The 26,663-nt window shown below is 39.9% G+C and carries 16 protein-coding genes and 3 pseudogenes; 13 read left to right on the top strand and 6 right to left on the bottom strand.

From position 1 onward, the window contains the following. The first annotated feature begins 4 nt into the window (after nt 1-4). From L2735_RS03115 to L2735_RS03100, 4 genes and pseudogenes are all read left to right on the top strand, one after another. Entirely contained in the window at nt 5-1,546 is a 1,542-nt protein-coding gene (locus tag L2735_RS03115) for a DASH family cryptochrome (RefSeq protein WP_283104526.1), read from the top strand. A 43-nt stretch (nt 1,547-1,589) separates the two neighbouring features. Further along, nucleotides 1,590-1,712 (top strand): annotated as a pseudogene (locus L2735_RS03110) (DUF2256 domain-containing protein); the annotation flags it as partial. Beyond that, a complete protein-coding gene (locus L2735_RS03105) occupies nt 1,705-3,297 on the top strand; it encodes a cryptochrome/photolyase family protein (protein ID WP_248983307.1) in 1,593 nt (530 codons plus the stop codon). The pseudogene L2735_RS03110 and the gene L2735_RS03105, both read left to right, overlap by 8 nt. 67 nt (nt 3,298-3,364) lie before the next feature. Continuing rightward, nucleotides 3,365-3,994: a flavin reductase family protein gene (locus L2735_RS03100; RefSeq protein WP_248983306.1), complete on the top strand. Its 630-nt coding sequence runs from the start codon at nt 3,365-3,367 to the stop codon at nt 3,992-3,994. A 33-nt stretch (nt 3,995-4,027) separates the two neighbouring features. Here the strand turns inward: L2735_RS03100 and L2735_RS20150 are convergent. Beyond that, nucleotides 4,028-4,267, bottom strand: a pseudogene (locus L2735_RS20150) (hypothetical protein). Nucleotides 4,268-4,458: 191 nt separating this feature from the next. Here L2735_RS20150 and L2735_RS03090 point away from each other — a divergent pair. The 6 genes from L2735_RS03090 (at nt 4,459) to L2735_RS03065 (ending at nt 12,586) form a co-directional block, all read left to right on the top strand. Next, the gene (locus tag L2735_RS03090) at nt 4,459-6,642 is read left to right on the top strand and encodes an OsmC domain/YcaO domain-containing protein (protein ID WP_248983305.1); all 2,184 of its coding nucleotides are present in this window, start codon (nt 4,459-4,461) and stop codon (nt 6,640-6,642) included. A gap of 201 nt (nt 6,643-6,843) precedes the next feature. Continuing rightward, nucleotides 6,844-8,610, top strand: coding sequence for a diguanylate cyclase (locus L2735_RS03085; RefSeq protein ID WP_248983304.1), 1,767 nt, complete (start codon nt 6,844-6,846; stop codon nt 8,608-8,610). A 405-nt stretch (nt 8,611-9,015) separates the two neighbouring features. Further along, nucleotides 9,016-9,507, top strand: coding sequence for a phosphatase domain-containing protein (locus tag L2735_RS03080; protein WP_248983303.1), 492 nt, complete (start codon nt 9,016-9,018; stop codon nt 9,505-9,507). A 442-nt stretch (nt 9,508-9,949) separates the two neighbouring features. Continuing rightward, nucleotides 9,950-10,327 carry a lactoylglutathione lyase gene (gene gloA / locus L2735_RS03075; RefSeq protein ID WP_248983302.1) on the top strand — a complete coding sequence of 126 codons (378 nt, stop codon included), beginning with the start codon at nt 9,950-9,952 and terminating at the stop codon, nt 10,325-10,327. A gap of 55 nt (nt 10,328-10,382) precedes the next feature. Further along, a complete protein-coding gene (locus tag L2735_RS03070) occupies nt 10,383-11,480 on the top strand; it encodes an alkene reductase (protein ID WP_248983301.1) in 1,098 nt (365 codons plus the stop codon). Between the two features lie 227 nt (nt 11,481-11,707). Beyond that, on the top strand, nt 11,708-12,586 hold the full coding sequence (locus L2735_RS03065) for a DMT family transporter (RefSeq protein WP_248983300.1): 879 nt from the start codon (nt 11,708-11,710) through the stop codon (nt 12,584-12,586). A 66-nt stretch (nt 12,587-12,652) separates the two neighbouring features. Here the strand turns inward: L2735_RS03065 and L2735_RS03060 are convergent, their stop codons facing one another. The 5 genes from L2735_RS03060 to L2735_RS03040 form a co-directional block, all read right to left on the bottom strand. Continuing rightward, nucleotides 12,653-15,163 carry a bifunctional diguanylate cyclase/phosphodiesterase gene (locus L2735_RS03060; protein ID WP_248983299.1) on the bottom strand — a complete coding sequence of 837 codons (2,511 nt, stop codon included), beginning with the start codon at nt 15,161-15,163 and terminating at the stop codon, nt 12,653-12,655. Nucleotides 15,164-16,015: 852 nt separating this feature from the next. After that, a complete protein-coding gene (locus tag L2735_RS03055; RefSeq protein WP_248983298.1) occupies nt 16,016-16,918 on the bottom strand; it encodes a LysR family transcriptional regulator in 903 nt (300 codons plus the stop codon). A 678-nt stretch (nt 16,919-17,596) separates the two neighbouring features. After that, on the bottom strand, nt 17,597-19,066 hold the full coding sequence (locus tag L2735_RS03050) for a phospholipase D-like domain-containing protein (protein WP_248983297.1): 1,470 nt from the start codon (nt 19,064-19,066) through the stop codon (nt 17,597-17,599). 128 nt (nt 19,067-19,194) lie between these two features. Further along, a complete protein-coding gene (locus tag L2735_RS03045; RefSeq protein WP_248983296.1) occupies nt 19,195-21,225 on the bottom strand; it encodes a carboxylesterase family protein in 2,031 nt (676 codons plus the stop codon). A gap of 242 nt (nt 21,226-21,467) precedes the next feature. Then, nucleotides 21,468-23,132, bottom strand: a complete 1,665-nt coding sequence (locus tag L2735_RS03040) for a hypothetical protein (protein WP_248983295.1) — start codon at nt 23,130-23,132, stop codon at nt 21,468-21,470. 657 nt (nt 23,133-23,789) lie between these two features. Here L2735_RS03040 and L2735_RS03035 point away from each other — a divergent pair. The 3 genes and pseudogenes from L2735_RS03035 to L2735_RS03025 form a co-directional block, all read left to right on the top strand. Beyond that, a complete protein-coding gene (locus tag L2735_RS03035) occupies nt 23,790-24,965 on the top strand; it encodes a patatin-like phospholipase family protein (protein WP_248983294.1) in 1,176 nt (391 codons plus the stop codon). 578 nt (nt 24,966-25,543) lie between these two features. Continuing rightward, nucleotides 25,544-26,203 (top strand): nitroreductase family protein, encoded by a 660-nt coding sequence (locus L2735_RS03030; RefSeq protein ID WP_248983293.1) that lies wholly within the window; start codon nt 25,544-25,546, stop codon nt 26,201-26,203. 97 nt (nt 26,204-26,300) lie between these two features. Then, a pseudogene (locus tag L2735_RS03025) lies at nt 26,301-26,563 on the top strand (IS3 family transposase); the annotation flags it as partial. Between the last annotated feature and the right edge of the window lie 100 nt (nt 26,564-26,663).

Genomic DNA, 26,663 nt, shown 5'->3' with positions numbered 1-26,663 from the left:
TGTTTTGTCTGGATATCGTTCTTTATTCGTTTTCACTCAAGATTTAAGACTAAAAGATAATTTGGCTTTGAGCGCACTGATTGGTCAAAGTCGAGAAATTGCGTTTGCTTATATTTTTGACTCATCGAGCTTTCAACCCAAAGACTATCAGCAGCGCAGTCTTGGCCACCACAGGCTAGCATTTATTAATCAATCTATTGCTGACTTACGTGAACAGTTGGCAATGCATGGTCATGTTTTACATGTGTGTTATGGCGATCCTATTAAGGTGATTTGCGATCTTGCATTCAGTAATGATATCGAGGCGATAGGGTATTCAAATTCTGTAGGTTGGTATGAACAACAGATTTGGCGGCAATGTCACCAAAGGTTAGGCCACATCAAGCTGATTAGCGAATGGAGTGATAGCTTATTTTGCCAGACTCAAATACAAGGCATAGCAGATGAATTAGGTAGTTTTTCGCAATTCAGGCGAAGAGTTGAAAAGTCTAAATTACCAGTTTCAGAACCCCGTCAAACCTGGCTCTCTTCATCTCACTCACCTGACTCATATGATTCATCTATTGACGAATCACCACTGTCTTGGTCAGAGGATCTGCCAAGACCATGTCATATCGTGAGTGAGTTTTTTATCGAGCCAAGCTCATTAGGCACTTCAACAGAGCTACCTTCAATAGAACTATCTTCAACCGAACTGCCTACAACAGAGCTGTCTATAACAGCTAATGTCATTAATAGTGAACGAATTAAAGGTGGTGAATTATCAGCTCTTCAGCATATTAATGATTATTTTTCCTCAACAAATCCGTCAACTTATAAGCAAACCCGTAATGCCTTAGATGGTTTTGAAAACTCGACTAAATTCAGTGTTTTTTTAGCTAATGGCAATGTGTCTGCAAGGCAAGTTTGGGCTGCTATTAAAAAATATGAGTTACAGCATGGTGATAACGAATCAACTTATTGGATTGGTTTCGAATTGTTGTGGCGAGAGTATTTTCATTGGTTAGCACTGCAGTTAGGTAAAAGGTTATTCAGTTTTAAAGGCTTAGCAAAGTGTGCGCCGTTAACGGCTTTTTACCCTGAACGTTTTCAAAAGTGGTGCCAAGGGGCCACTCCATATCCATTGGTTAATGCTTGTATGAAGCAGTTAAATGCAACAGGGTATATGTCAAATCGAGGCAGGCAAATTGTGGCCAGTTGCTTAGTGAATGAATTAGGCGTCGATTGGCGTTATGGCGCGGCTTATTTTGAGCAGCAATTAGTTGATTATGATGTCGCCTCAAATTGGGGAAACTGGCAATACATTGCCGGAGTTGGAGTAGACCCAAGAGGAGGTCGGCACTTCAACATTGAAAAACAGACTCAGCAATACGATCCAAACGGTGACTTTGTTGCTCGTTGGTGTTCGCCATCCAATGATTGCTGCCTTGATAAACCACTATTGGACTCAGTGAATATTGATGACTGGCCTATTGATGATGCCCTAGCAAATAAGGGAACGCTAGATCAGCGCCAGTCAAACAGCAGTGAATTACCTAATGAGTAAACCCTGTCATGGTCATTCGGCTAACAGAACGCCATTTAGCGATAAGACTTGTCCCGTATGTTTACGTCCTTTCAGCTGGCGTAAAAAGTGGCACAAAGACTGGGTTAATGTGAAGTATTGCTCCAAGCGGTGTGCTGGCGATCGTAATAGGATTAAACATGATTAAAGCGAAACGATTACGGCTTATTCTTGGCGATCAGCTTAATGCGTCACATTCTTGGTTTACCGATAAAGACCCTGACACTGTGTATCTCATCGCTGAGCTAAAGCAAGAGGCAAATTATACTCGCCATCATGGGCAAAAAATCTGTGCATTCTTTGCAGCAATGGAACAATTTTCACAAGCGCTTAGCCAAGCTGGGCATCAGGTATTGCACTTGACCTTAGATGACACTGCTTTGTATTCAGATGCTTTGTTTTCAGATCTTGGGGATTTACTCAATGAGTTGATTGTTCAATATGGTATCAAGCAATTTGAATATCAGTTGCCAGACGAGTATCGCTTACGGGAGCAACTGCGTTGTTTTTGTGAAAGTAACGCTATTGAAAGTCTGGCCTATGAAACCGAACATTTTTATCTATCTGATGCTGAATTAAATAACGATTTTAAGGCATCAACCAAGCATAGGATGGAACACTTTTATCGCAAAATGAGGAAGCGTTTTAACCTATTAATGGAAGGCAAGGAGCCTGCGGGAGGTCAGTGGAACTTTGATGCTGATAATCGTCAAAAGCTTAAATCAAATGACTTGCCTGATATACCTGAACCGCTTGTTTTTGCTAATGATGTCAGTGCGATTATCGACCGGCTCAAGCGGCATCACATTGAAACAATTGGGGAGATGTCATCTAGCTTATTTTGGCCAGTAACACGCCAGCAATCGATTCAATTACTAGAGCACTTTTGCCGACACTGTTTAGTTCGTTTTGGTACGTTTCAAGATGCGATGACTTCTAAAGCAGATAGCTTGTTAGCACAGCGTCAATGGAGCTTGTATCACAGTAGGCTATCGTTTGCGTTAAACAGTAAAATACTCAGCCCACAGCGAGTCATTGATACCGCGATTGGTTTTTACCATCAAAGTCAGCATGGTGATAACCCCATTTCTTTAGCACAAATTGAAGGCTTCGTTAGGCAAATTTTGGGATGGCGTGAATTTGTTAGGGGGATTTATTGGGCCAATATGCCTGAATATAGCCAACTCAATCATTTGGAGGCCAGACGCGCTTTACCTCAATGGTTTTGGGATGCTAATACCAAAATGAACTGCCAACATCATGCGGTCAAACAATCACTTGATCATGCTTATGCGCATCATATTCAGCGCTTAATGGTCACGGGCAATTTTTGCCTTATTACTGGGATTAACCCTGATGAAGTCGATGACTGGTATTTAGGAATTTACATCGATGCAATCGAGTGGGTTGAAATGCCCAACACCAGAGGCATGAGCCAGTTCGCTGATGGCGGTATTGTCGGCTCAAAAGCCTATGCTGCGAGCGGTAATTACATTAATAAAATGAGCGACTATTGTGATGATTGCCATTACCAAGTGAAAGCAATTGATACCGAAGATGCCTGCCCGCTTAATTCATTGTACTGGCATTTCATGGACAGACATCGAGCAGCATTTAGCGTTAATCCGCGTCATCGAATGGTATACGCTAATTGGCTCAAAAAGTCAGAGGCAGATAGAGCGCGTATTTTACAGCATGCTGAAAGCTTACTGGATAACTTAGATACTATTTGAGTTCGAAAAACACTTTTATAACAACCTTGTAATTCAGGTTGATTAGATATTCAGACATAGGAAGAAGATGATTTTAAAACAATTCTCAACGGCCGACTTTTCTGCATTTGAGCAGCGATACCGTGCCCACTTTATTAATAGTTTATCTGGGTTTAAGAGTGCAAACCTTATTGGCAGTCAAGATGAAAACGGGATCACTAACCTGTCGATGGTCAGCTCTGTGTTTCACTTAGGTGCATCTCCAGCGCTGATGGGGATGATTATTCGCCCAGATACAGTGCCAAGAGACACGCTTAGTAATATAAAACAGACAGGTGTTTATACGATAAATCATGTGTCTTCAGATATTTATCAGCAAGCCCACCAAACTTCAGCACGCTATGACGCTGAGGTGTCAGAGTTTGACGAAGTAGGATTAACACCTCAATACCTTGAAGGTATTTCAGCGCCATTTGTTGGCGAGAGTTTGCTTAAAATGTCACTAGCAGTGCGAGAAATTACTCCAATAAAGCTCAACAGCACTATTCTCGTTATTGGCGAGATCACCCAAGTGCTAGTACCTGAAACTATTATCAATAGTGACGGCTTTATTGATATTGAGGCAATTGATAGCGTTGCAGTATCGGGTCTAGACAGTTATCACTCAACAGGTCGACTTTCGAGACTTGCCTATGCTAAGGCTAAGTCCAAGGCTTAAACTAATGGTGAACTTGGGCAAGGCATTGTGATCCTATAACCAATACTTGGTGGTCTTGTGGCTAGGGTTTGTTGATCTTTCAAGGTTGTTTTTGCAGCGAATTGTTGGCCATTTATACAAGGCAGAGACTTTGTGGTGTAGTTATTCTACATAAAAAGTCGATAACGCAGTAAAAATGGCCAACAAACGCTGCCCAAGGGGTTCGACTAAAAGCGTTTTACTCTTTGTTGAATGCTTCTTTGTGAATAAAGTGGTGCTTAGATGACTAGGCATCAATCCATCCGCCTCAATTAAAACTCTTTTATTTCAAACAAAATTTAACCAGCAAAGATCAACAAGCCCTAGAGTCAGTATTAATCGGCATTATTTGTAATTAACCCAAGACTAATTGACCAAAAACACCGATAATTCACCCTAATTCGATAAGTAGGCCGTTTGGCCGTGCATGACACTGGGTGTATTCAATGGAAATCAAAGTTAATTTTCTCGATAACTTAAGGCTTGAAGCCAAGTTTGACGACTTTACTGTAACGGCAGATCAGCCTATTCGCTATAAAGGTGATGGTTCGGCGCCGAGTCCGTTTGATTATTTCTTAGCATCATCAGCGTTATGTGCTGCATACTTTATCAAGGTTTATTGTAAGGCGCGTGATATCTCAACCGACAACATTCGTTTGTCGCAAAACAATATTGTTGATCCTGAAGATCGCTACAATCAAATCTTTCAAATTCAAGTGGAATTACCAGACGATATTTCTGAAAAAGATCGTACCGGGATCTTACGCTCGATTGACCGCTGTACGGTTAAAAAAGTGGTGCAGACTCAGCCAGAGTTTAAAATTGAAACCGTTGAAAGCCTCGAAAGCGATGCCAATGCGATGTTAATGGGACAAGCTGACAGCGATGAAAGCACCTTTATTTTAGGTAAAGACTTACCGCTTGAAGAAACCATTAAAAACATGACCGGCATGCTTGCCGACCTTGGGATGAAAATCGAAATTTCATCGTGGCGCAATATTGTACCCAACGTGTGGTCATTACATATCCGCGATGCGGCTTCACCAATGTGTTTTACCAATGGTAAAGGCGCGACTAAAGAAAGTGCGTTATGTTCTGCATTAGGCGAGTTTATTGAACGTCTTAATAATAACTTTTTCTATAACGATCAGTTCTTTGGTAATGAAATCGCCAACAGCGAGTTTGTTCATTACCCGAATGAGAAATGGTTTGCGCTTGAAGAAGATGACTCGTTGCCTGCAGGCATGCTAGATGAGTATACGCTAGATATTTACAATCCAGATGACGAGCTAAGTGGATCGCATTTAATTGATACCAACTCAGGTAATATTGAGCGCGGTATTTGTACGATTCCTTACACCCGACATTCAGATGGTGAAACGGTTTACTTCCCATCTAACTTAATCGAAAACTTATTTTTAAGTAACGGCATGAGCGCAGGTAATAACCTGCAGGAAGCACAAGTGCAGTGCTTATCAGAGATTTTTGAACGTGCGATTAAGCGTCAAATCATTGAGCAAGAAATTATCTTACCTGATGTGCCAATGTCAGTGCTTGAGAAGTACCCAAGCATTTTAGCAGGCATTAACGGCTTAGAAGCGCAGGGCTTCCCTGTTGTGGTAAAAGATGCATCCCTAGGTGGTGAATTCCCAGTGATGTGTGTGACCCTGATGAACCCGAAAACAGGCGGCGTGTTTGCTTCATTTGGCGCTCATCCAAGTTTTGAAGTAGCGCTAGAGCGTAGTCTTACAGAGTTACTTCAAGGTCGCAGCTTTGAAGGCTTAAACGACGTACCAAAGCCTACTTTTAATAGCATGGCTGTTAGCGAGCCTGAAAACTTTGTTGAGCACTTTATTGACTCAACAGGGGTGATTTCATGGCGCTTCTTTGGCAGTAACTCAGATTACGAGTTTCGTGAATGGGATTTTTCTGGCACGTCAGAAGAAGAGGCTAATGGCTTATTCGGCATTTTAGAAGCTCTTGGTAAAGAGGTTTATACCGCTGAGTTTAATCAACTGGGCGCGTCGGCATGTCGTATGTTAGTACCTGATTTTTCTGAAGTGTATCCAGTAGAAGATTTGATTTGGGATAACACCAATAAAGCATTGGATTACCGCGAAGACATTTTAAATCTGCACTCACTATCTGATGAAGAATTAGTGGATTTAGTGAATCGTTTAGATGAAAGTCAGCAAGATAACTACACTGATATCCGCACCATGATCGGTATTGTATTCGATGAAAATACCGTGTGGGGTCAGCTGACCATCATGGAGCTTAAAATTCTCATTTACTTAGCATTAGGCGCCCATGAAGAAGCCAGTGAATTAGTCGGTGACTTCTTACAGTTTAATGATAATACCGTCGAACGTGGCTTGTTCTATCAAGCGATTAACGCAGTATTAGAGATTGAATTAGAAGAAGATTTACAGCTTGAGCATTACATTCATAACTTTAACCGTATGTTCGGCGAAGAAGTGATGAACAATGTAGTAGGCAGCGTCAATGGCACCGTGCGCTTTTATGGTTTAACCAAAACCAGCATGAATCTTGAAGGCATTGAGCCGCATTTACGCTTGATTGAAAGCTATAAAAAGCTGCATCAAGCGCGTAAATTAGCCGCTAAATAGCGCTTTATTAGCTAGGGCCAGTATCTGGTCTAGACTGAATTTTAGTTAGTGAATTAAACGGTTTCAACCATTGGTTGGAACCGTTTTTTATTACCTGTAACTGGCAAATTGGTGAAATTATGCTTTAATTTTTATTAACTATTTCAACAAGGTTACCGTTTTATTTTGCTGCTAAAAATAGAATAAGTCAGAGAAGAGCATATGAGCACATTTGTAAATAAGAAATGGCAGTATTTGCCCTTAATAATGTTATTAATATCAATGTTAGGGTGTTTGTATTTCTTTAATGCAAGTGTGAACAACTGGATGACGAAAACCATGATATCTGATTTAAATGCATTGGTTTCTGATGTTACCTATCAATTGAAAAAAGAACAGCCCATCTTTCTTATATCCAATAGAAATAAACTAAACCAATATCTCCATGAATACCCACAAGTTGCAAGTGGCAAAAGGATCACATTAATCGATGCCGAGGGTAACGTATTAGCCGACTCTTCGCTTACTGCATCAGAACTAACCGTTTTGGAAAATCATAGCGATAGACCAGAATTTATTCAGGCGTTGGCAGGCAAAATTGGATCCAGTGTTCGACATAGTGACACTCTTAATACGGACATGATTTATGTCGCTAGAGTAATAGCAATAAGTGATAAACAGTACGTTGTGAGAATTTCAATGCCGATGACGGTATTAGAAGCAATGTCGATTGAGTTGTTAATCATTCTATTATGGTTATTTGCAATAACGACAACGATTTTTTTAGGCAGTAGCGTTTTAAGCCATTATCGAATCGCTGAGCAAGTTAATAAAGAAAAAGCCCAACAAGATGAGCGTATTAGAGTTCGAACCGTTGAGATTGAACTGCTTCACCGATTAGCAAACTTACTGGCTGCATGTAACTCAATCCAGGAAACCCAAAAAGTGGTTGAGGATATTGTGCCGAGGATTTTGGGTAAAATTAATGGCAGTGTCGCTATGATGAAGGCCTCTCGGAATCAATTATCAATTCAGCTCGACTGGGGTAAGCCTTGGCCTGGCAGTCTTGTATATGAACCTCATGAATGCTGGGCGTTACGAAAGGGTAAGTATCATCTGGCAAATGATGACTACCATTGCTTACCCTGTGCTCATATGGGAGAAACAGGTGATGATCAGGTATTGTGTATCCCATTAACTGCTCACGGCAATACTATTGGTATGCTGCATTTATATTTTGGTGATAAAAATGCCATTGTCAGTATGACAACTTTGCGCTCCGCTTTTACTGTTGCCGAGCATTTAGGGTTAGCGTTAGCTAATTTAAGTTTGCAAGAGAAATTGCGTGCCCAAGCACTAAGCGATCCCTTAACAGGGCTTTATAATCGACGTCACTTTGAGGAAGTACTAGATACCAGCTTAACTACAGCTAAAAGTAAGCAAGGTTATGTCTCTTTATTGATGCTAGATATCGATCATTTTAAGCGATTTAATGACAATTTTGGCCATGATGCGGGTGATTATGTATTAAAAGAAGTGAGCTCTTTGCTGATGAACACCATTGCAGAAAATGATGTGGCATGTCGTTTAGGTGGTGAAGAATTGGCGGTAATCGCACTTGGATGTGATGCTGATGCAGGCACTATACTCGCACAACAAATTTGTAAACTTATTAGCGAATTACATTTAGAATTAAAAGGCTTATCCTTAGGTAAGGTGACTGTTTCAATCGGGGTCTCAACGTTTCCTGATAGCCAAGTGGATCGCAGTAACTTTGTCAAAATTGCTGATGTGGCACTTTATAAAGCCAAAGATACGGGTAGAAACCGAGTTGTACATTACAACGAAATAAGACAATCAGCGTCTTTGAAAGCGGAACTTGAGCTTGAGCCAGAGTCAGATCAAGAACAAGAATCAGAGTTTGATAGCGATGTTTCCAATCAAAGCTCAACGGTCACTGTGTTAGCGAATAAAAATAAATCTAATTAACTATTATCTTTACTGATAGAAATGATTATTCATTCTAGTCATCTTCATCAATTCAATACCCATTCAATATCTATTCAAGACCGCCACCGTGTAATCACGACACCCAGTCTCAATTTATGTTCAGTATGATGAGCAACACTTGTTGTCAGTATGTGCTGCAGGCGTTGAACGCTTTAGTATGTTGGCTCGCTTTTACTCAAGTCAGAAGGAGGCAATATTGAATATTATTAATATTTGCCAACTTACTCTCAGCGAATATAAAAAGTGGAGTTATGACAGATTAATCTCAAGTGATGAAGTCATTCTTAATAAGTTAACTTTTGTTGTGTAAGCTATCACCAACAGAAAAATTACTTTAGAGTGATTTTTAAGTAAATTAATCACCATCTCAATAGGAATTCATTCATGTCATTACATCCTTTTGATGCGTTAACCCTAGAAAATGGGGCAAAGCTCATTTTTACACCTTGTCCGGGCACAAAAGAAGCATCACTATCAGACTCTGTTGCCACGTTAAAACAAGCTGGCACTGATATGCTGCTGACGTTAATGTTTGATAAAGAGATGGCAGCTAATAATGCTGGATCATTACCGAGCGTATGCGCTGACAATGATATCACTTGGGTACAACTGCCTATTCTTGATGATGCTGCGCCAAATGAGATTTTCGAAGCTGCTTGGGCTGAGCATAAAGCGGCGATCTTATCGATCATTACGAGTAAAGGCACCATTGCTGTTCACTGTAAGGGCGGAACTGGTAGAACGGGTCTGGTTATTGGATTGATGCTATTAGCCCATGGTTGGCCGGCTGATAAGGTGATTAGTGAAGTGCAAAAAATCCGCCCCAAAGCACTCAAAAATCCAGTGCAGTTAGCGTATTTCAATTCTTATAGATAGCTCTTTTGCTCAGATGTATTTAAATCGCCAGAACGACTTTGTTCTGGCTTTTTTATTTGGGTCTAAAAGTTAGTTTGAACATTTAAACTCCACTTTTAAGGTATTTATGTTGAAAAAACTTGCATCCATCGTTTAATTAAAAATCTGCTGACCGAGTATCTCAAATTGGGTTTAATACAGCTGTTTTTCTATGAGAACATCCGTTAATTGGTGAATCGATAAATCGGTAAATCTGTGAATAGATAAAACGCTAAACCTGCGTATATGGATGGTTTTCTACCTTCGTTATTGACTTCTTTTACTTACCGTTATAACAAAAAATTATTATTATAAGAATTTTTAATGATTATATTTTTATAATGTTAAGTCGTAAAATACACTTATTCGCTAGTAATAGCAGCAGTAATAACAGCAGTAATAACGTTAGCTTTGAGGGTATTTTATGAAGTTTTTACACACAATGATCAGAGTTGCTGATCTAGATGCATCTATTGAGTTCTACACTAAAGTCTTGGGCATGAGTGTATTAGAGCGTCATGAAAATACTGAGTACCGCTATACCTTAGTGTTTGTAGGCTATGAGCAAGGTGGCACAACGATAGAGTTAACCCACAATTGGGATACTGACCAATATGAAATGGGCAATGCTTTTGGCCATTTAGCACTAGGTGTTGATGATATTTATGCGGCTTGTGAAAACATTAACCGTTTAGGCGGCAAGGTGACTCGTGAGCCTGGGCCTGTGAAAGGCGGCGAAACTCATATTGCGTTTATTACTGATCCTGACAATTACCAGATTGAATTGATCCAACTCGATTAATGATCGATCGCGTATTTATTGCATTATTTCCCGTTTTATTTTTTAAGGAAACACCATGAAAGAATCACTTTTTAACACAATACAACTAGGTGAACACGCCCTAAGTAATCGTATCGTTATGCCACCAATGACCCGCTCACGTGCATCGCAACCTGGCAATGTCGCCAATGATATTATGGCTGAGTATTATGCCCAGCGCGCACAAGCAGGTTTGATTGTCGCTGAAGGCACTCAAATCTCGGCAATGGGTCAAGGTTATGCATGGACACCGGGTATTTACTCTCCTGCACAAATAGCGGGTTGGAAGAAAACCACTGATGCGGTTCACGCAAAAGGTGGGGTCATATTCGCCCAGTTATGGCATGTAGGCCGAGTCACGCATCCAGATAATATTGGCGGCGAGCAACCCATTTCATCATCTGCCTTGAAAGCTGAAAACGTTAAAGTGTTCATCGATAATGGCACTGATGAGCCAGGTTTTGTTGACGTAGTAGAACCACGTGCAATGACCAAAGCAGATATTGAAGCCGTTATTGCTGAATATCGCCAAGCTGCGCTAAATGCGATTGAAGCAGGTTTTGATGGTATTGAACTACATGCGGCAAATGGTTACCTAATTAACCAATTTATCGATTCTGAAGCCAATAACCGCACCGATGAGTACGGCGGTTCGATTGAAAACCGTTTGCGTTTTTTAAGCGAAGTGGTTGCAGCTATGGTTGATGCTATTGGCGCTGATAAAGTAGGTGTACGTTTAGCGCCATTCACATCGCTTAATGGCACTGTGGATGCAACACCTGTAGCAACCTATACCGCTGCTGCTGCGTTATTGAATACTCACAATATTGTGTACTTACACATTGCAGAAGTGGATTGGGAAGATGCACCTGAAACTCCTGCAGGCTTTAAAGAGGCGGTACGTGAAGCTTATAAAGGCGTGCTTATTTACGCGGGTAAATACGATGCGGATAAAGCAGAGCAGGTTATCGAAGCTGGACTCGCTGATATGATTGGTTTTGGTCGTCCGTTTGTGGCCAATCCTGATTTACCGAATCGTATCAAGCATGGTTACCCGCTAGCTGCTCACGATCCTGCAACTCTGTTTGGCGGCGCTGAAAAAGGCTTAACTGATTATAGTGACTATTTGTCATAAGCAATACTTAAATTATCATAAGCAATTCCCAAATTGTCATCAGCAATATCCAGAAATCAAGTATCTGGCAAGGTAAGTTTTCAAGGTTTACTGTAAAATCGTTTTAATTGAACAATAGCAATCTCATGTTAAGTGAGGTTGCTATTTTGCTTTTCGGTGTTGGGGTTAATTCTGCTATTAATCCTCAACTTGATGTTTAGTCGCAGTTAGCTGTTAAGAGAACCTCGATGCGCGGAGCCTTGTATTTATTTATCGCCACTCTGTTGGCAGCCCTTGGCTGGATAGCCTCAAAAATCGTGGTAATGGAAGTACCAGGTGAGATGTTTATTGCGACTCGCTTTATATTGGCAAGTTTAGTTTTACTGCCTTTTTGCTATCAAAGTTTATGGCGCCTTCGAGCCAAGCAGATTCTATTAGCTTGCGGAGTAGGGGTCTTTTTAGGCTTAGCTTTATTAGTGTGGGTTCATGCGGTCACTATCAGTCAAAGTTTGTCTGAAGGCGCATTTATCATGAGCCTTGCGATGATTATTGCTCCTATGACAGCTTGGTTACTGTTTAAAATTAAACCCAATCGTGCATTCTGGTTTGCCTTGCCAATGAGTATTACTGGCATGATGCTTTTGACGCTGACCAATGGCTGGCAAATCGATGAGAGTCAATGGTATTTCTTGTTAGCATCGGCATTACTTTCTGTGCACTTTGTATTGAATAAACGCATCAGCGCAAAAATCAAACCATTAGATTCTATTTGTATACAGCTGTTTATTGTGGGGTTAGTGAGCGCAATCTATGTTGCTATGACAGTGCAAGCTCCATTTGAACTAAGTAGCAATATTCTTATTTGGTTTGTCGTCTCAACCATTGCAGCCACTTCACTGCGGTACTTACTACAAACCTTAGGTCAGTACTCCGTTAACATGGAAACCGCAGCACTGATCATGATTTTAGAACCTATCTGGACCATGATGTTAAGTTTTTCGGTTCTCGGTGAAAACTTAGAACCACAGAAACTCATTGGCGGTAGCGTCATCTTTTTATCTTTGTTTATGTATATTAAATTATCTAAACGACCGGTTTCCGATGTCACTCAATTATCGTCTAAATAACAACGCCCTCGATTGAGGGCGTTGTTATTGGGCTACAAGTTGCTGAAGCTCGAATAATTGACTCGTTCATGAATCATTAGATGCGAGCTTAAAATTGAAATACTTTTGTTGTAGTTCTGTCAGCGTTAAAGGTTTATCAAAATAATACCCCTGGATAAGGTCGCATTGATAAGACTTTAAGGTTAAGAATTGTTCTCTTTCTTCAACCCCTTCTGCTACAACACTAATGTCGTATGCCTCACTAATAGCGAAAATTGCCTTAACCAGTGCGTTACTTTGATTACTGCTATTAATATTATTAATAAAGCATCGGTCGATTTTAATTTCAGTGATGGGAAGTTCATTTAAATAGCTTAAAGAAGAATAACCTGTGCCAAAGTCATCAAGAGAAATGCCAAACTTAAGTGCTTTTAATTCATTTAAAATAATAGCGGTCATTTTTAAGTCTTGTAGAACAAGGTTTTCTGTCACTTCTATGGTTATTCGATGAATATCAATGCCTACTTCATTAACTATTTGGGTTATGGATTCCGCGAAGTTGATCTGCATTAATTGTTGTGGAGATATATTGATTGAAACATTAATCGCCCCCTTTCCATTCGGCGAGGCCGCAAGAATATCTTCACATGCCTTACGGAAAATAAACAAGCCTAAGTCGATAATTAAGCCAGTCTTTTCTGCAATACCAATAAAAACGTCTGGGGATACCGAACCAAGCTTTGGATTGTTCCATCGGGCAAGTGCTTCAACACTTTGGAGTTGCTCATTTCGGGTTGTGATTTGAGGTTGATACAGCACACTAATTTCGTTGTTGGTTAATGCATTTCTGAGTTGTTCCTCTAGTTTGTATTCGTAACTTACTTGAGCATCGATTTCAGAGTTAAAGAAGGTGACCAGGCCGTTTAATACAGCTTTGGATTTATAAAGTACAATATCTGCCTTACGAATTAACCCTTCAGGGCTATGACTGTCTGAAGGATACATGCTAATGCCGATGCTGCCTTTAATGGCATATTGAGTGCCATTTATTGTATATTCTCGATTAAAAATATCCTGTAATAAAGATACCTTCTGATGAACTTGCTGAGTGTTTTCTATGTCAGGGAAACAGAAGCCAAATTCATCACCACCAAAGCGGGCGGCTGTATCTTGTGGCGCAATGGACTGTTCAACCCTACGACTCACTTCTTTGAGTAACTGATCAGCTGATGAGTGGCCATAAACATCGTTAATTTTTTTAAAATCATCTATATCAACCAATGCCACTGCCAATTTTTTACTTTGCCCTATGGTGGATTTAATATCCTGTTTGATCTGGTTTAAAAAACAGGCTCGATTGGGTAACCCTGTTAATGAGTCATGCATGGCCATGTGTTCCATGGTCGCTTTTGAATTGTTTAATTTCTTGAAGTCTTTCTCAATGCGATATTTAAACTTTCTGAATCTATTAGCAATCAAATTCCCAGCAAATAGACAGCCACCAACCATAAGGAAAGTGGAAAAAATACTTAAGGTAAGTACTTTCATGAAGTTTTCATGGTTGTTAAGCAGTAACTCTTTTTGCTTAAGGTTTAGGTACTCTTCAAAATCGTAAGTATTAAAGTGGGTACCAATAATCCATTGCCATGAGTTAAATAACTGGGCGTAAATGATTTCAACGGGTGGTTTTATTTCTTCACCTGAGCCAGATAAACCAAATTCTATAAAACTACCTTTCGATGTAACTTTATCAAGTATGGTTTTCACTAATTGCTGGTTTGTGTGTGCGTGGTGGTCAATAAAATCATGTTGCTTGTGTGTAATAGGTTTTGCTAGTGAATGACCTTTAGTGTCAATAACAAACATTCTTTGATGTTCGCCGTAATCATACTCCGAAATCCATTTTAACAGTGTGGCTTTAACATCATTCTCAACATCAGAAATGTATTCGCCTGTGCCGATAAACCAGTTTAAAGGTTTAAATTCTTTACCATACCCCACCTTTTCAAATTCTTGTGTTACTGGGTAACCAGGTTTTTGATACCACCAATGGTAAAAAGCTTCCCCTTGTTGTTGCTGAATTTTATGAATGTGTTCCCTCAGAATAAAGGTGCCTCGTAAATCTTGTGCGTTCCAAACTGAAGTACCTTCGAGGTGGGGCTTTAACCCATGAAGAATATTATTGCCTTCCATATCAAAAATGAAAAAATATCCTCTGCCGTCATTAAAGCGTATGGCCCTTAATGCGTCGGTGATCATGTTAATGATTTCAGAATGGGGTTTATTAGGGTTGTTGATGAATATACTAGAGGCAATGGCGTGAGCTTCATCTACTCGCGACTTTGATTGTTGTTTAAGTTGTGAAAGAACTAACTCTTTTCTGAACTCAATGATGCGTACAACTTGGTCTACCTGTTGATTTATTTGCTGTTTTTGTTGAGAAATTACATCTTCTCGAAGGGATAAAATACTCTCATTAGCTTTTTCGTGATTATCATTGATGATCACAATATTAATAATAATCATAAAAAGACACACAGTCGCTGCTGGTGCATATTTGATTAAATTAATGAGCTTTTGATCGTTCCATTCTTGCATATTCTTCCTTGAACATCCTTGTCATTCTAATACAGCATAACACTCGCATATCTTCAGTATAGCTCAAAAATCTTTATGGGAATGATTGAATAACAGCTGTGTTTAATGCTGGATGATTAGAAGATTCGGCCATGGGATGAAGCATGATATTTTGTTATGTACCTCAGAAAAGTGAATGTTAATTATACAATTAGAGATGGCAATTGATATGCAATTCCTGCACAAGATACAGAGGCTTGGCTGTTCTTCATCGAGTGACTTTTAATTCGTTTGTAAAATATTGGCTGAGCAAGAAGTCACAGCTACCTTTAGTGGAACTGTCACACTATCTGCACAGTCGCACAGTCGCACAGTCGCACAGTCGCACAGTCGCACAGTCGCACAGTCGCACAGTCAAACAGTCACACAGTCACACAGTCACACTATCTGCACAGTCACACAGTCACACAGTCACACATTCACACTATCTGCACTGTCAGCATTGTCACACCACCTACATTGGCTGCACTGGCATAGCGCTAACGCGTGAGCCAAACAATGTTAAAGTTTCACGGACTTTTTCAATGGTTCAAATTAAATTAGGCGTGATGGTACATTGCCTGCTTGAGCTTAGAGCATGTTAATGGAATAAAAGCCAATCAAAATATATCGCTATTGGCGCTTTATCATCAAAGCAGTGAACAGCTGAGATAATTGCTTTAAGGGGGGGGAGCCTTAGAGGGGATGAGTTAATAAGGTCAAACGGTTAATAAAGCATAATAAACCGCTGACCAGTATGGATAATTTTATTAATGCTTAGCTAAGGCATTGCTAATACTTAGCTAGTGCTTAGCTAGTGCTTTGTTGGGCGGGCTATTGGGGTTTTATTAGGTTAATGTAGCTGTTAATGGCAGTTTTGATTGACTTTTTTATCTCTAAAATCGGTTTGGTTTTTAAGTTCCATAAGGCGATTGGCACACTAATCCCATTTCTAGTAATTGGGCAGTTGAGCTCAGTTAAATGCTCAGTAATGTAGCCCGATTCTTCATTATTTTTAGGCAGTAAAGTCCATCCTTGGTTTTTTTGTACCAGTTTTATGGCCAAAGACAGCTGATCCACCACATCGTATCTTGGTGACAAAATAATACTTTGGCTCATATTCTCATCCATGAAAGATTTTAGAATGATTTGCCTTGAGGACTTGAGCATAGGATAGATTTCTTCATCAGGCAGTGATGCTAACTCGCTGTCTTTACTGGCATAGGGAGTAAATGGCATATTTCCCAAAAGCGCATAATCTAAGTTACTAATGGCGTTGGAATTTGAAATGTTAACAATGCCAAAATGAATAGACTCATCTTCAATGCCGGAGCGGATTTCTTGTTGTGTACGCACCAAGAAGGTAATGCGCATATTAGGGAAATCTTCGTTTAGATGCTCACGTATTAACGACAGTGCTCCGTGGGGAATAAAACTGCTGTAGGCAATGGTGATAGTGTCTAATTCACCATAGGATAAACTAAATGCCACCTTATCAAAGGTTCTAACTTGTTCTATTGCTTGTTTAGCATAGTGATACAGCAATAAACCTTCTTGGGTCGGCTCTACAATGCGAGCACCTCTATCAAATAACACCACAGCCACTTGATCTTCTAAGTTGGCAATAACTTGGCCAACTGTTGTTCTGTGTTTATTAAGCTTGATGGCAGCTTTGCTCATGGACTTTTCTTCGAACACGGTCACGAATGCTTGAAGTTGCTCTAAGCTGAAATTCATTCTATTACTCCATTAATTGACGGTTCTCAATGAGTCGTATTTGAACCTTATCTGACTTTCTTCAGGAAAAAGCAAGGCTCATACTATAGATGATGAGTCAGTCCTCACAAACCGATTGATTGATTTTTTTTGATATAGGTATTCATGTTTTTTTCAATGCCATAATGAGATACCTATTGAACCGTCTCACCCTTTCTAGGGCTTGTTCTCTTTTTTTACGTTTAACAGGCTGGTTAATTGGGAGACACTTAGCTAGACACTTAGCTAGACACTTAGCTAGACACTTAGAGAGGAAGTTTAAAGGAAGGGGTTGTTTGTTCAAAGTCGTGAAGATCAGGAATTTTAACCAATGACAAACTCTTGGCTGTAAAGAGACTTGTTTATTTAGCTCATTGGTCATAATAGAGCGTTTAGCACAATTAACTTGGTTTAATAAAACCATTCACTGCAATGACGAAGGCTTTTTTAAAATCACTCAGTATAAAACTGGCTATGGATCTGGATTAATAAGCTTAAGAGGTAGCGTAACTGATCCAATGATTTTTGGCGGGAAATAGAAAAGGCGATCGCTTTGATCGCCTTTATTCATGCAGAAGTCGTTAATGTTTTATTAATAAGGTCATTCACAAAAATCATTAGCAAATGTCATTAACAAAACTCAGTCGCTTAAGTTATAAGTTAAAGCTCTGACTCGCCATTCATCTTTTTAAAGATCCAATCAGGTAAGTGGTGCCAGCTACCATAATTAGGGCTTGATAGTTGCACTTCTTGGCCAGATTGCCATTGTATTTCACCGTTTTCAGACTGGGTAACATGCCAGTAAAGGCTATTTTTTTCTTTAAATAAATATTCATTAATTTGTTGGGCAAACGCTTCACTATGAACGAATAACCCAAATTCAACGTTTAAGAAATCTGATCGTGGATCAAAATTAGAAGACCCAACATAGGATATTTTATCATCCAAAATCATTGTTTTATTATGGTAATAGGTGTCGCCATGGTAGTAATGATCTTCGTTTCTGGCACTGTCTTTGTACTCATAAATGTCCACACCCATGTCTAGCAAAGTCTTACGATGTTCTTCGTAATACGCTGGTAAAAAGGTTGAATCGTTAGATGCAGATGAATTAGTGACTAATCGCACATTGGTACCTTGCTGAGTCAACTGATTAATAACATTAAACTTTCCATGAGTCGGTATAATGTAAGGCGTTGAAATAGTCACATTCTTAGCTGCTGCGATTTCCTGTTTAAGAACCGCTTCAGACCTTGATCTAAAGTAAGGCAGGCGATCATCAAGCTTATTGAGCGAATCAAACACTGGCGATACCATCACAGTGGTGAACTTTTCAGTTGGTAAGCTAGAAAGAGTTTGCTCAACATTCGCAACGGTTTCAGGGTGCTGTTTTTTTGCCTTTTTAAATGCTTTAGTGAAATGGCTGATGCCATCAGATTGCTTAATATGAATAAGGCTTGATACTGGAACAAGGTGTTCACTTGCCCATAATCGTTCATAATTATCCGCAAAAGGCTTAATGACCTCACCCGAAAACATCACATCTAAATCATAAAAGTTAGCTGTTTTACTGTAACCAAAGTACTCATCACCAATATTACGACCACCTAAAATCATCCGCTGATGATCGACATTGAAGTACTTCTCATGTAAACGGTGGTCTAAGGTTTGTTGGTGTAAGCTAAAGTCTGCTGCACGTCCTGCCCAACCGCTTTTACGGGAATTAAAAGGGTTAAAAATACGGATTTGAATATTGCTGAGGTTATCAATATCCGCGAGCCACTTATCATTAAAAACCAATAAGTCATCTAAGGTTAATCTGACTTGTACGCCACGATCAGCAGCTTGCTTCAATTCATTTAACAGGGTTAAGCCAAGCGTATCTCCATTCCAAGAGAAGTATGTCATATCAATTGATTGTTTTGCTTGTCTAACTAAAGCAATTCTTCTTGCAAAAGCTTCTGGTGCAGAGGTAATAAGGTACGCTTCTGCTTGATAAGTTTGCGTTTGATAATCAGATTCAAAATCTTTATTTACTATTGGATTAGGTGTCGCACAACCTGTTAAAAATAGCGCTGATAAAATAGAAAAGCACAGCGTTAGTTGTCGGTAATACCGTGTCATATTCATACTATTAACCTGAATGATTGCTGGGGAAGGTGGGTTATCGATACTCAGTGTTGAATGTTATTCAATTATCACTATGGGAGGCGGTTTTAGGTAAAAGGCGAGAAAACTCGCCTTTTACCTTCTAGAAGTTACTTCAAGTAGCTTCCGATAAGATCTAGATTCTCTAAGCCGGTTAAGCGGCCTTGTCGAAGCGCTGGATCTACACCTTGCTGAGTGCTGCTATCCCAATCTGGAGTAGAAGAGATGTTGCCATCGTTATCGATAACTAAAACAGCGTCACTGTCAGCGGTATATTGGTAGTCTTCGAAAAGTGCATCGCTGAACCATAAACGAGACATTTTATCCATTAAGGCTTGGTCTTTGCTGCTTTGTGAAACCGCTGTGCCATCGAGTTTCAAAGCTTTGTTAAATACAAATGGCAACTCTGAACCATTACAAGCACCAGAAATACAACTTACTGATTTTATAACATCACCAATGTCTACACTGCTTTCTTGGCCTTCAGTGTTATAGGTCCAAACGTTAAAGCTGGCATGGTATCCAAAGTGATAAAAGCTTGCTTCAATATTCTCGGCCTGGGCTTCACGAGCTTGAATACGAGCAGGCCCACTGAATAAGGTGTCATTGAGCATCATTTTGAACTGCCCCATGTTGTCTAAACCGCCACTCAGTTCACCTTCTGGGTTAGGGTAATAGTCAGCTAGTCCAAGTATTCCGCTAGTTAATTCTCCATTGCCTAAACCAAAGAAAAGCATAGTAATTGCTTCATAAGCAGTACTTGGCAAAATATCACCGAGTTCAATTTGTGCATTAATCTCATCAGCGCTCATACTGGCTAATTTTTGCTTGGCTAGTGCTTGATTTTCTTCATGGCTTAACCATTCGATAATCGCTTCGGGCGTTATTTCCTCACCTTCTTCAGGCTCTGGTAATAAACCAGCAATTAAAAACGTTAACTTTGGTAGCATGGCAATGGTATTAGACTCTTCGCTGTTTACCCCAACCACTGTTGGCACAGTAAAGTGATTCAGTGCTGGTTGCTCTGCTAAATGATAGCCCTCAATATCAACACGACCCCAAATGTCCTTTGTTTGCTCAATATACGGCGCAAATGGCATTAAATTGGGCATGGGAGTACTCGAACTTAAGAAGTTAATGCTACTTGTCAGCCAATTCATCACCCGATTTAATGGCGAGTTAACTTCAGCCTGCAGTTTCATTAACTGCTCAACAGGCATATCGGCGATATCAAGTTCACTCAATTCTGGCATCTCTGCTTGAGTGTCCTCTATTTGGGACGCAAAGCTTTTGGCCTGACTATTAGTGCGATAATCAAACCCGTATGGGTTACTTTGCATAATGGCACGAGTAAAGAACTCACCGGCGATAGGCTCTTGTGATGCTTCTTGCTGAAGTATGCCTACAGACATTGCACCTGCGCCTTGACCCATTAATGTCACGTTAGTGATATCACCGCCAAACTTATCAATGTTTTGATTAACCCATTCAAGAGCGCGTTTCTGATCGCCAAGGCCATAGTTACCGCCTTTACCCTCTTCGCCGCCTTCATCTTGCCAGTAGCTACCAAGCAGTCCTAAGCGGTAGTTCACGGTAACGGCAATAAAAGGATTACCTTCAACTGCGCCCTGAGCGACAACGGTATCACCATGAATTAACGGCTCAGAGTTAGCGCCGTATTCAAAATCACCACCGTGAATAAATACGTAAACAGGTAATACTTCATCTGCGTTTATATCCGCTGGACGCCAAATATTAAGGTTCAGGCAGTCTTCACTTTGTGTTTGGCTGGTTGTTTTAAGCTGTGGGCAAGCAAAGCCAAATTCCGTTGCATTAACTTCAGTGTCAAGTTCAGCGACAACACTGTGCTCAAAGCGCTCTGCTGTCGCAAACTCGATACCTTTAAATGATTCAACTGCTGACAATGATTGCTCGCCATTTTCATGGGTGATGACGTGAGACTCTTTTAATGCAGTAATAGTGCTATCACCGATTTCAACATCGACGGTTTCAGTAGGAAGTGGCTGTAATACCGGTGGCTCTTCAGGCTTAGGGTTGTCTTTTGAGTCATCACTACCGCCACAGGCCGCAAGTGTTAATGAAATCGTGACAGCAATTAATGATTGTTTGAATAAAGTCATAATGGTATCCAGTTTGGTTGGGCAAAGCCCGTATTCACTCGTCAATAAACTTGCCTGAATGAGGCATGATATTTTGTATTTTCAGTTTATTGGGCGCGTATTCTTGTATAGGTGTACTCTTGTATAGGTGTATATTAAATGCTCGGCTCAAACTTACGTAATCGCTTTTGAAGGACTCAGCCCACACCTAATGATGACTTGCCAGTGGATAAGGATATTCACTGGCAAATCTGTGATATTAATTAGAAACGGTAGCCGAAATTCAAGGTCATCGAATTGCGAGTTTCACCTTTGTTGTATAAAAAGGTTAAGTTGTAATGCTTACCAAATTGCTTGTTAAAGCCTACCAAATAAGCCCATTTTTCTAAGTCAACGCCAACATTGTAGAAAAACTCTTCGCCACCAAGTTCAACCCCTTCGATAGTACCGTCCATACTAGGGTTAAGCGCTTGGTATTCTGCACCAATAAAAAATTGTGTACGGTATTCAGCTAACTGATAACCCAGCATTGGTTGTACGGTGAGAATGCCGTCGCTCCACTTTGAAGCGCCATCCATTTTGGTTTGGGTATATGTACCAGTTACAGAGGCAAAAAACTGTTTATAGCCAACAGACAAGGTTGTACCGACTCCTCTTAAGGTATACTCAAGGTGTAGTGGTACATGTAAGTTACCTTTCTCACAAAGTACTGATAGGCCTGTACAAAAGGCATTACCTAAACCAGGTAACTTATTATTGAGCTGGTCTTGAAGTTCCAACCCGATTGCGCCGGTATATTCAGCATCGACTTTTGCATCAACGTTCAACTTGCCGTAATAACCAAACATATTCCAAAACGGAAGGATGTTCACATCCCCTCTGATGGTCATTGTTTCAGCTGTCACTTCAGCAACAGATTGTAATGGGTCAAAAATGTCATTTAAATTAGCGCCCATGATGTCAAAGTCAGTAAAGCCAAAGTTCATGTCTTGATTGCGGTACGACATTGAAAGACCAAATGGTAATGGCACATCAATACCTTGCTGGCGAACCATATCTGACATCAGTGGAAATACGCGGTCTAATTTCACGCTTTCTTCGATGTAGCGAGGATCTGAAACTTTGGCTAAACGTTTCTCATCCAGGATTTCTCCGTCAACACTGCCGTCATAATAGGCAACTGGGCTAACGTTTGTATGCAAACTCACGGCTTGCTGCTTTTTATTAAAACCATCAATCGTGATCTGTTTCTTTTTAATGGCGGTTCTGCCATTAGGTAAAACAGCAAAGCTAACTGTTTGACGGTATTCTTCCATGCGATAATCGCCTAAAGTAAACGGTTTATTGTTCTTAATAACCATTTTTAAGGGTTTACCATTTTCAACTAATAACTTTACTCGCATAAAACGAAAGTATGAGATGTCTTGAGGCAGACCGTACTGAGAATAGTTAAAAGCCACTTCTACCTGACCATTATCTAACTCGGTTGCGACTACAGAACTTGGGTCATAACTTTGAGCATACTTACGCAGACGATATTCGATTTTGGTGTTTTTCTCGATTTCTTTGATAACATCATCATTTTCATCAACTTTTGAAGGATCGTATTTGATTCTAAGATCAATGTTACCTTTCTCATCAGTATTCTGAACTAAGTAAACAGATGAAGTTCTAACATCGTCGCCAACCGTAAGGGTGCGCTCGACATGTTCAACAAGGTGCTCACCTTGCATCAATGAACTTAGACCTAATTTAGGCAAATCATCAGAAATTCCGTATTTAGCAAAAATGGCTTTTCCGCTGATCGCTGATTGATCTAACTCTTCGGCTGCAAATGTATTGGCTGAAAACAGCATGGTGAGTGACGTCAGACCAAGTGTTAAACCTGATGATGTTAAGGGGGTTAACCAATTACTAAGAAAGTTCATATTATTCCTTATAAACCAAACCCCAATTCTATGGGTATTTAGTGATTCTTGATGTCAACTAAATCTGTTTGTTTAGCTGTGAACCTCACGCAAACCGCGCCTAAAATGGAGCGCTATATACTGCGCAAAGGCTTTTGGTATTGATGAAGATGTCTTGTTGGAATGCATTTTAGGGGGAAAGATTAAACTTAGTTAATCGCTTATGAAGGACTAAACCCTCTGTTTACTTTTTGAACAGTGCAAACCTATATAAATGCAGATCCACTCATGATTCCAGACAGCTAATAAGTGATACACATAAAAGGAAACTGGTTGATGATTGCCAGAGCATTAAGCATTAAGCATTAAGCATTAAGCATTAAGCATTAAGCATTAAGCATTAAGCATTAAGCATTAAGCATTAAGCACTGAGAACTGAGAACTGAGAACTGAGTATTGAAGTATTGAAGTATTGGAACATTGGAATATAGGAATATAGGAATATAGGAATATCAGTGATGTTTCTGGGTGAATTGTTCTATCTGATGGGTTCAGTCCTACATAAGAGATTAAGACATTAATCGTCCTCACCTTATACTCCTGCAAAATCGAGTGCACTTAGCCATTATTTTGATGGTTAGTTTGTTGCTATGACTCATCAGTTAAGAGAGATAAACAATGATCCCCATAAAGTCTGTATCAGCTTCTATGCTGTTTATATTCATGCTGAGTGCATGCAGCTCAACCCATACTCTTGATAAAAGAGTAACTGAGGAAATCTACCAAGATGTCGCAGTATCAACGGTTGCAGAAGAAACCCATGAGCCATTTCGATTTTGGGCTGGGGATAATACGCAGTTCTTATACTCGCAAGAAACGGGTACGACGCCATTAAAGGTCGAGGGAGACCAACTTAATGTATTGGTGTTATCTGGCGGCGGTGCAAAAGGTGCTTTTGGTGCTGGAGTGATCAATGGTTTAAATGATAGCGGCAGTTTAGACGAATATACCATTGTGACGGGGATCAGTGCGGGTTCTCTCATCGCGCCATTTGTGTTTGTCGGTGGTGATGAAATTGCTCATCTAAAAGACGTGATGGTGGGCATTAACGACAAAATGATAATGGGAAAAAGAAACTTTCTTAATACTGTCCTTAAAGATGCATTCACTAATGGTGAGAGTCTATACGGGTTTATTGAATCTGTATTTACCGATGAATTTATTGAAAAAATAGCTCAGCAGCATCGAGATGGTAAGCGACTATTTATCGGTACCACACAATTCGACTCAGAAGAATTATCGATTTGGAATATTGGCAGCATTGCTAATAGTAAAATGGAAAATAAGCAGGCGTTAATCCATCAAGTCTTAGCGGCTAGTGCATCTATACCTGGTGTATTCCCTCCACAATTTATCAAGGTGAACTATAAAGGCCAGCAATATGAAGAACTACATGTGGATGGCGGAATGTCCCTACAAATGTTCTTTGAGCCAATAGGTGAGGATTATCAAAAAATCTTAACGGCTTTAGGTTTATCAAACAAAATGCAAGTGCACGTCATTCGAAACGGCATGTTAAAAATGCCTTATGAGGCTCAAAAAGACAGTGGTATGGCGTTATTGGTACGCAGTTTAAAAAGCTTAACTATTCAGCAAAATGTCGGCAATTTATACCAAATTTTATACCAAGGTGAGGTTAAGCAGTTTGATGTTGGATTCACCTATGTTGAAGACAGTTTTGAAGCGGAGCCCGGCTCAAAAGACATGTTTGACACACAATTTATGAATGCTTTGTACGAATATGGTTATAAAAAAGGCATGACAGGTTCACCATGGGGTCAATCATTGCCATAACCGATTAAATATCAACTATTAAATTGGTTATGGCTATTTGTACTCGCACTTTGTGAGTCAGCAAATAGCAAATGCTTACGCTCTTTTTATAACCAATGCACGGATGCACACTCTTAACCGGACACTTGTCCGGTTTTTTTTGAATATCCATATACCCAAACAACTTGAAGATACGTGTTTCAGAGCTTCACCGTGTTTTCAATACTAGGCGCGTTAATGCGGTAATGTAGGTACCTTATAAATTAGCGCAACAACGTAGTGGGAACACGGTGAAACTCCCTGAGGGCAAGTTTTACACGCGTTTATGCTGCGTTATTGATTTTGAAAAGGGAATAACCATTACCCGCAATCAATGCCTTGCCTAAACGCGTGTAAATTCTTGCTGAAATCGAGCATCTTCAGGTTGTTTGGGTATTTATCTAAATGATATTTGATGGTGTGAGTGAACTTAAGGAGTGAAAATGGATAAACAATTGTGGTGCTATTAATCCATAATGATTGGAGGTATCTGCTCTTTTTCTCATTTAGATTAAGTCCTAATATGCATACATCGACATCGCTTATTGAGGAAATTCATCATGTCTCACCAAATTATTAAAGATTTAAACAGCCGTTACACCGTTAAAAAATATGATTCATCTAAACGTGTTTCAGCTGATGATATGGCGGTGTTAAAAGAAGCAATGCGTTTATCTGCTTCTTCAATTAACTCTCAGCCTTGGAAGTTTATTGTGCTTGAAACTGATGCAGCTAAACAGCGCTTTCATGATTCGTTTGCAAACATGCATCAATTCAATCAGCCGCATGCTTTAGAAGCGTCGCACATTATTTTGTTTGCCCATAACCCTTATTACACCAAAGCTAACTATAAAAAAGTGGTTGATGCTGAAGTTGAATCAGGTCATTTACCCGCTGAAATGTACAACAACATGTACAATGGCGCATACGGTTTTGCAGAGGCGAATACTGATGAAAATGGATTCAATGGTAGCTGGACTAAAGCGCAAACTTACATCGCTATTGGCAATACATTACATGTACTCGCGCGCTTGGGTATTGATTCAACACCGATGGAAGGCGTTGACCCTGAATTGTTAGGTGAGATTTTCAAAGACGAACTTGATGGTTATGTTTGTGAGTTTGCATTAGCAATTGGTTATCATAAAGGTGGTGAAGATTACAACCACGGCCTACCAAAAGCACGCTTACCAGAAGCGGACGTGATTACGGTTTTATAATCTGTTCCAAGCTGATTAATAAAAAGCTCAAGCCATTGCTTGAGCTTTTTTGCTTTTATCTGTCCGTCGTGGAATATGTTTACACATTTAGGGCTTTATTACGGCAACACCAATACTCGCCTGTATTAAACGAACTCAACGAGAATATTCGTTAGGCTGTAAATTATAAGTCGTCGCAGCTGTAGAAAAACCGGTATGGCTTATAAACAAACTCAATTAACCTTTGGAACTCACGCTCGTTCCACGAAACTTACTTGGCGCATAATGCACGGTAAGATGGACTGGACTCAACTTTTGATAATTAGCATGTCTAACAAGATTAACGCTACCCAAACGCCAATTCAAAAACATAAAACGTCCTGAAAGAAACTTGAAGATGAACCTTACGAAATCTATTACTTAATTATCATAGTTTAATTTGAAGGCACTTTTGTATACGACTTGGTTACTGATTACTTTC

This window comes from Shewanella olleyana (genome assembly GCF_023283825.1).
Classification (GTDB): Bacteria; Pseudomonadota; Gammaproteobacteria; order Enterobacterales; family Shewanellaceae; genus Shewanella; species Shewanella olleyana.
Note: the sequence above shows the minus strand (reverse complement) of the source record. Positions and strands in the feature narration are given on the sequence as shown.

Excerpts from the sequence above, each read along its gene's own strand:
- L2735_RS03060 (WP_248983299.1), bottom strand. The coding sequence starts at position 15,163 with ATGCAAGAATGGAACGATCAAAAGCTCATTAATTTAATCAAATATGCA.
- L2735_RS03105 (WP_248983307.1), top strand. The coding sequence starts at position 1,705 with ATGATTAAAGCGAAACGATTACGGCTTATTCTTGGCGATCAGCTTAAT.
- L2735_RS03055 (WP_248983298.1), bottom strand. The coding sequence starts at position 16,918 with ATGAATTTCAGCTTAGAGCAACTTCAAGCATTCGTGACCGTGTTCGAA.
- L2735_RS03090 (WP_248983305.1), top strand. The coding sequence starts at position 4,459 with ATGGAAATCAAAGTTAATTTTCTCGATAACTTAAGGCTTGAAGCCAAG.
- L2735_RS03040 (WP_248983295.1), bottom strand. The coding sequence starts at position 23,132 with ATGAACTTTCTTAGTAATTGGTTAACCCCCTTAACATCATCAGGTTTA.
- L2735_RS03100 (WP_248983306.1), top strand. The coding sequence starts at position 3,365 with ATGATTTTAAAACAATTCTCAACGGCCGACTTTTCTGCATTTGAGCAG.
- L2735_RS03070 (WP_248983301.1), top strand. The coding sequence starts at position 10,383 with ATGAAAGAATCACTTTTTAACACAATACAACTAGGTGAACACGCCCTA.
- L2735_RS03080 (WP_248983303.1), top strand. The coding sequence starts at position 9,016 with ATGTCATTACATCCTTTTGATGCGTTAACCCTAGAAAATGGGGCAAAG.
- L2735_RS03050 (WP_248983297.1), bottom strand. The coding sequence starts at position 19,066 with ATGAATATGACACGGTATTACCGACAACTAACGCTGTGCTTTTCTATT.
- L2735_RS03085 (WP_248983304.1), top strand. The coding sequence starts at position 6,844 with ATGAGCACATTTGTAAATAAGAAATGGCAGTATTTGCCCTTAATAATG.
- L2735_RS03030 (WP_248983293.1), top strand. The coding sequence starts at position 25,544 with ATGTCTCACCAAATTATTAAAGATTTAAACAGCCGTTACACCGTTAAA.
- L2735_RS03035 (WP_248983294.1), top strand. The coding sequence starts at position 23,790 with ATGATCCCCATAAAGTCTGTATCAGCTTCTATGCTGTTTATATTCATG.
- L2735_RS03065 (WP_248983300.1), top strand. The coding sequence starts at position 11,708 with ATGCGCGGAGCCTTGTATTTATTTATCGCCACTCTGTTGGCAGCCCTT.
- L2735_RS03045 (WP_248983296.1), bottom strand. The coding sequence starts at position 21,225 with ATGACTTTATTCAAACAATCATTAATTGCTGTCACGATTTCATTAACA.
- gloA (WP_248983302.1), top strand. The coding sequence starts at position 9,950 with ATGAAGTTTTTACACACAATGATCAGAGTTGCTGATCTAGATGCATCT.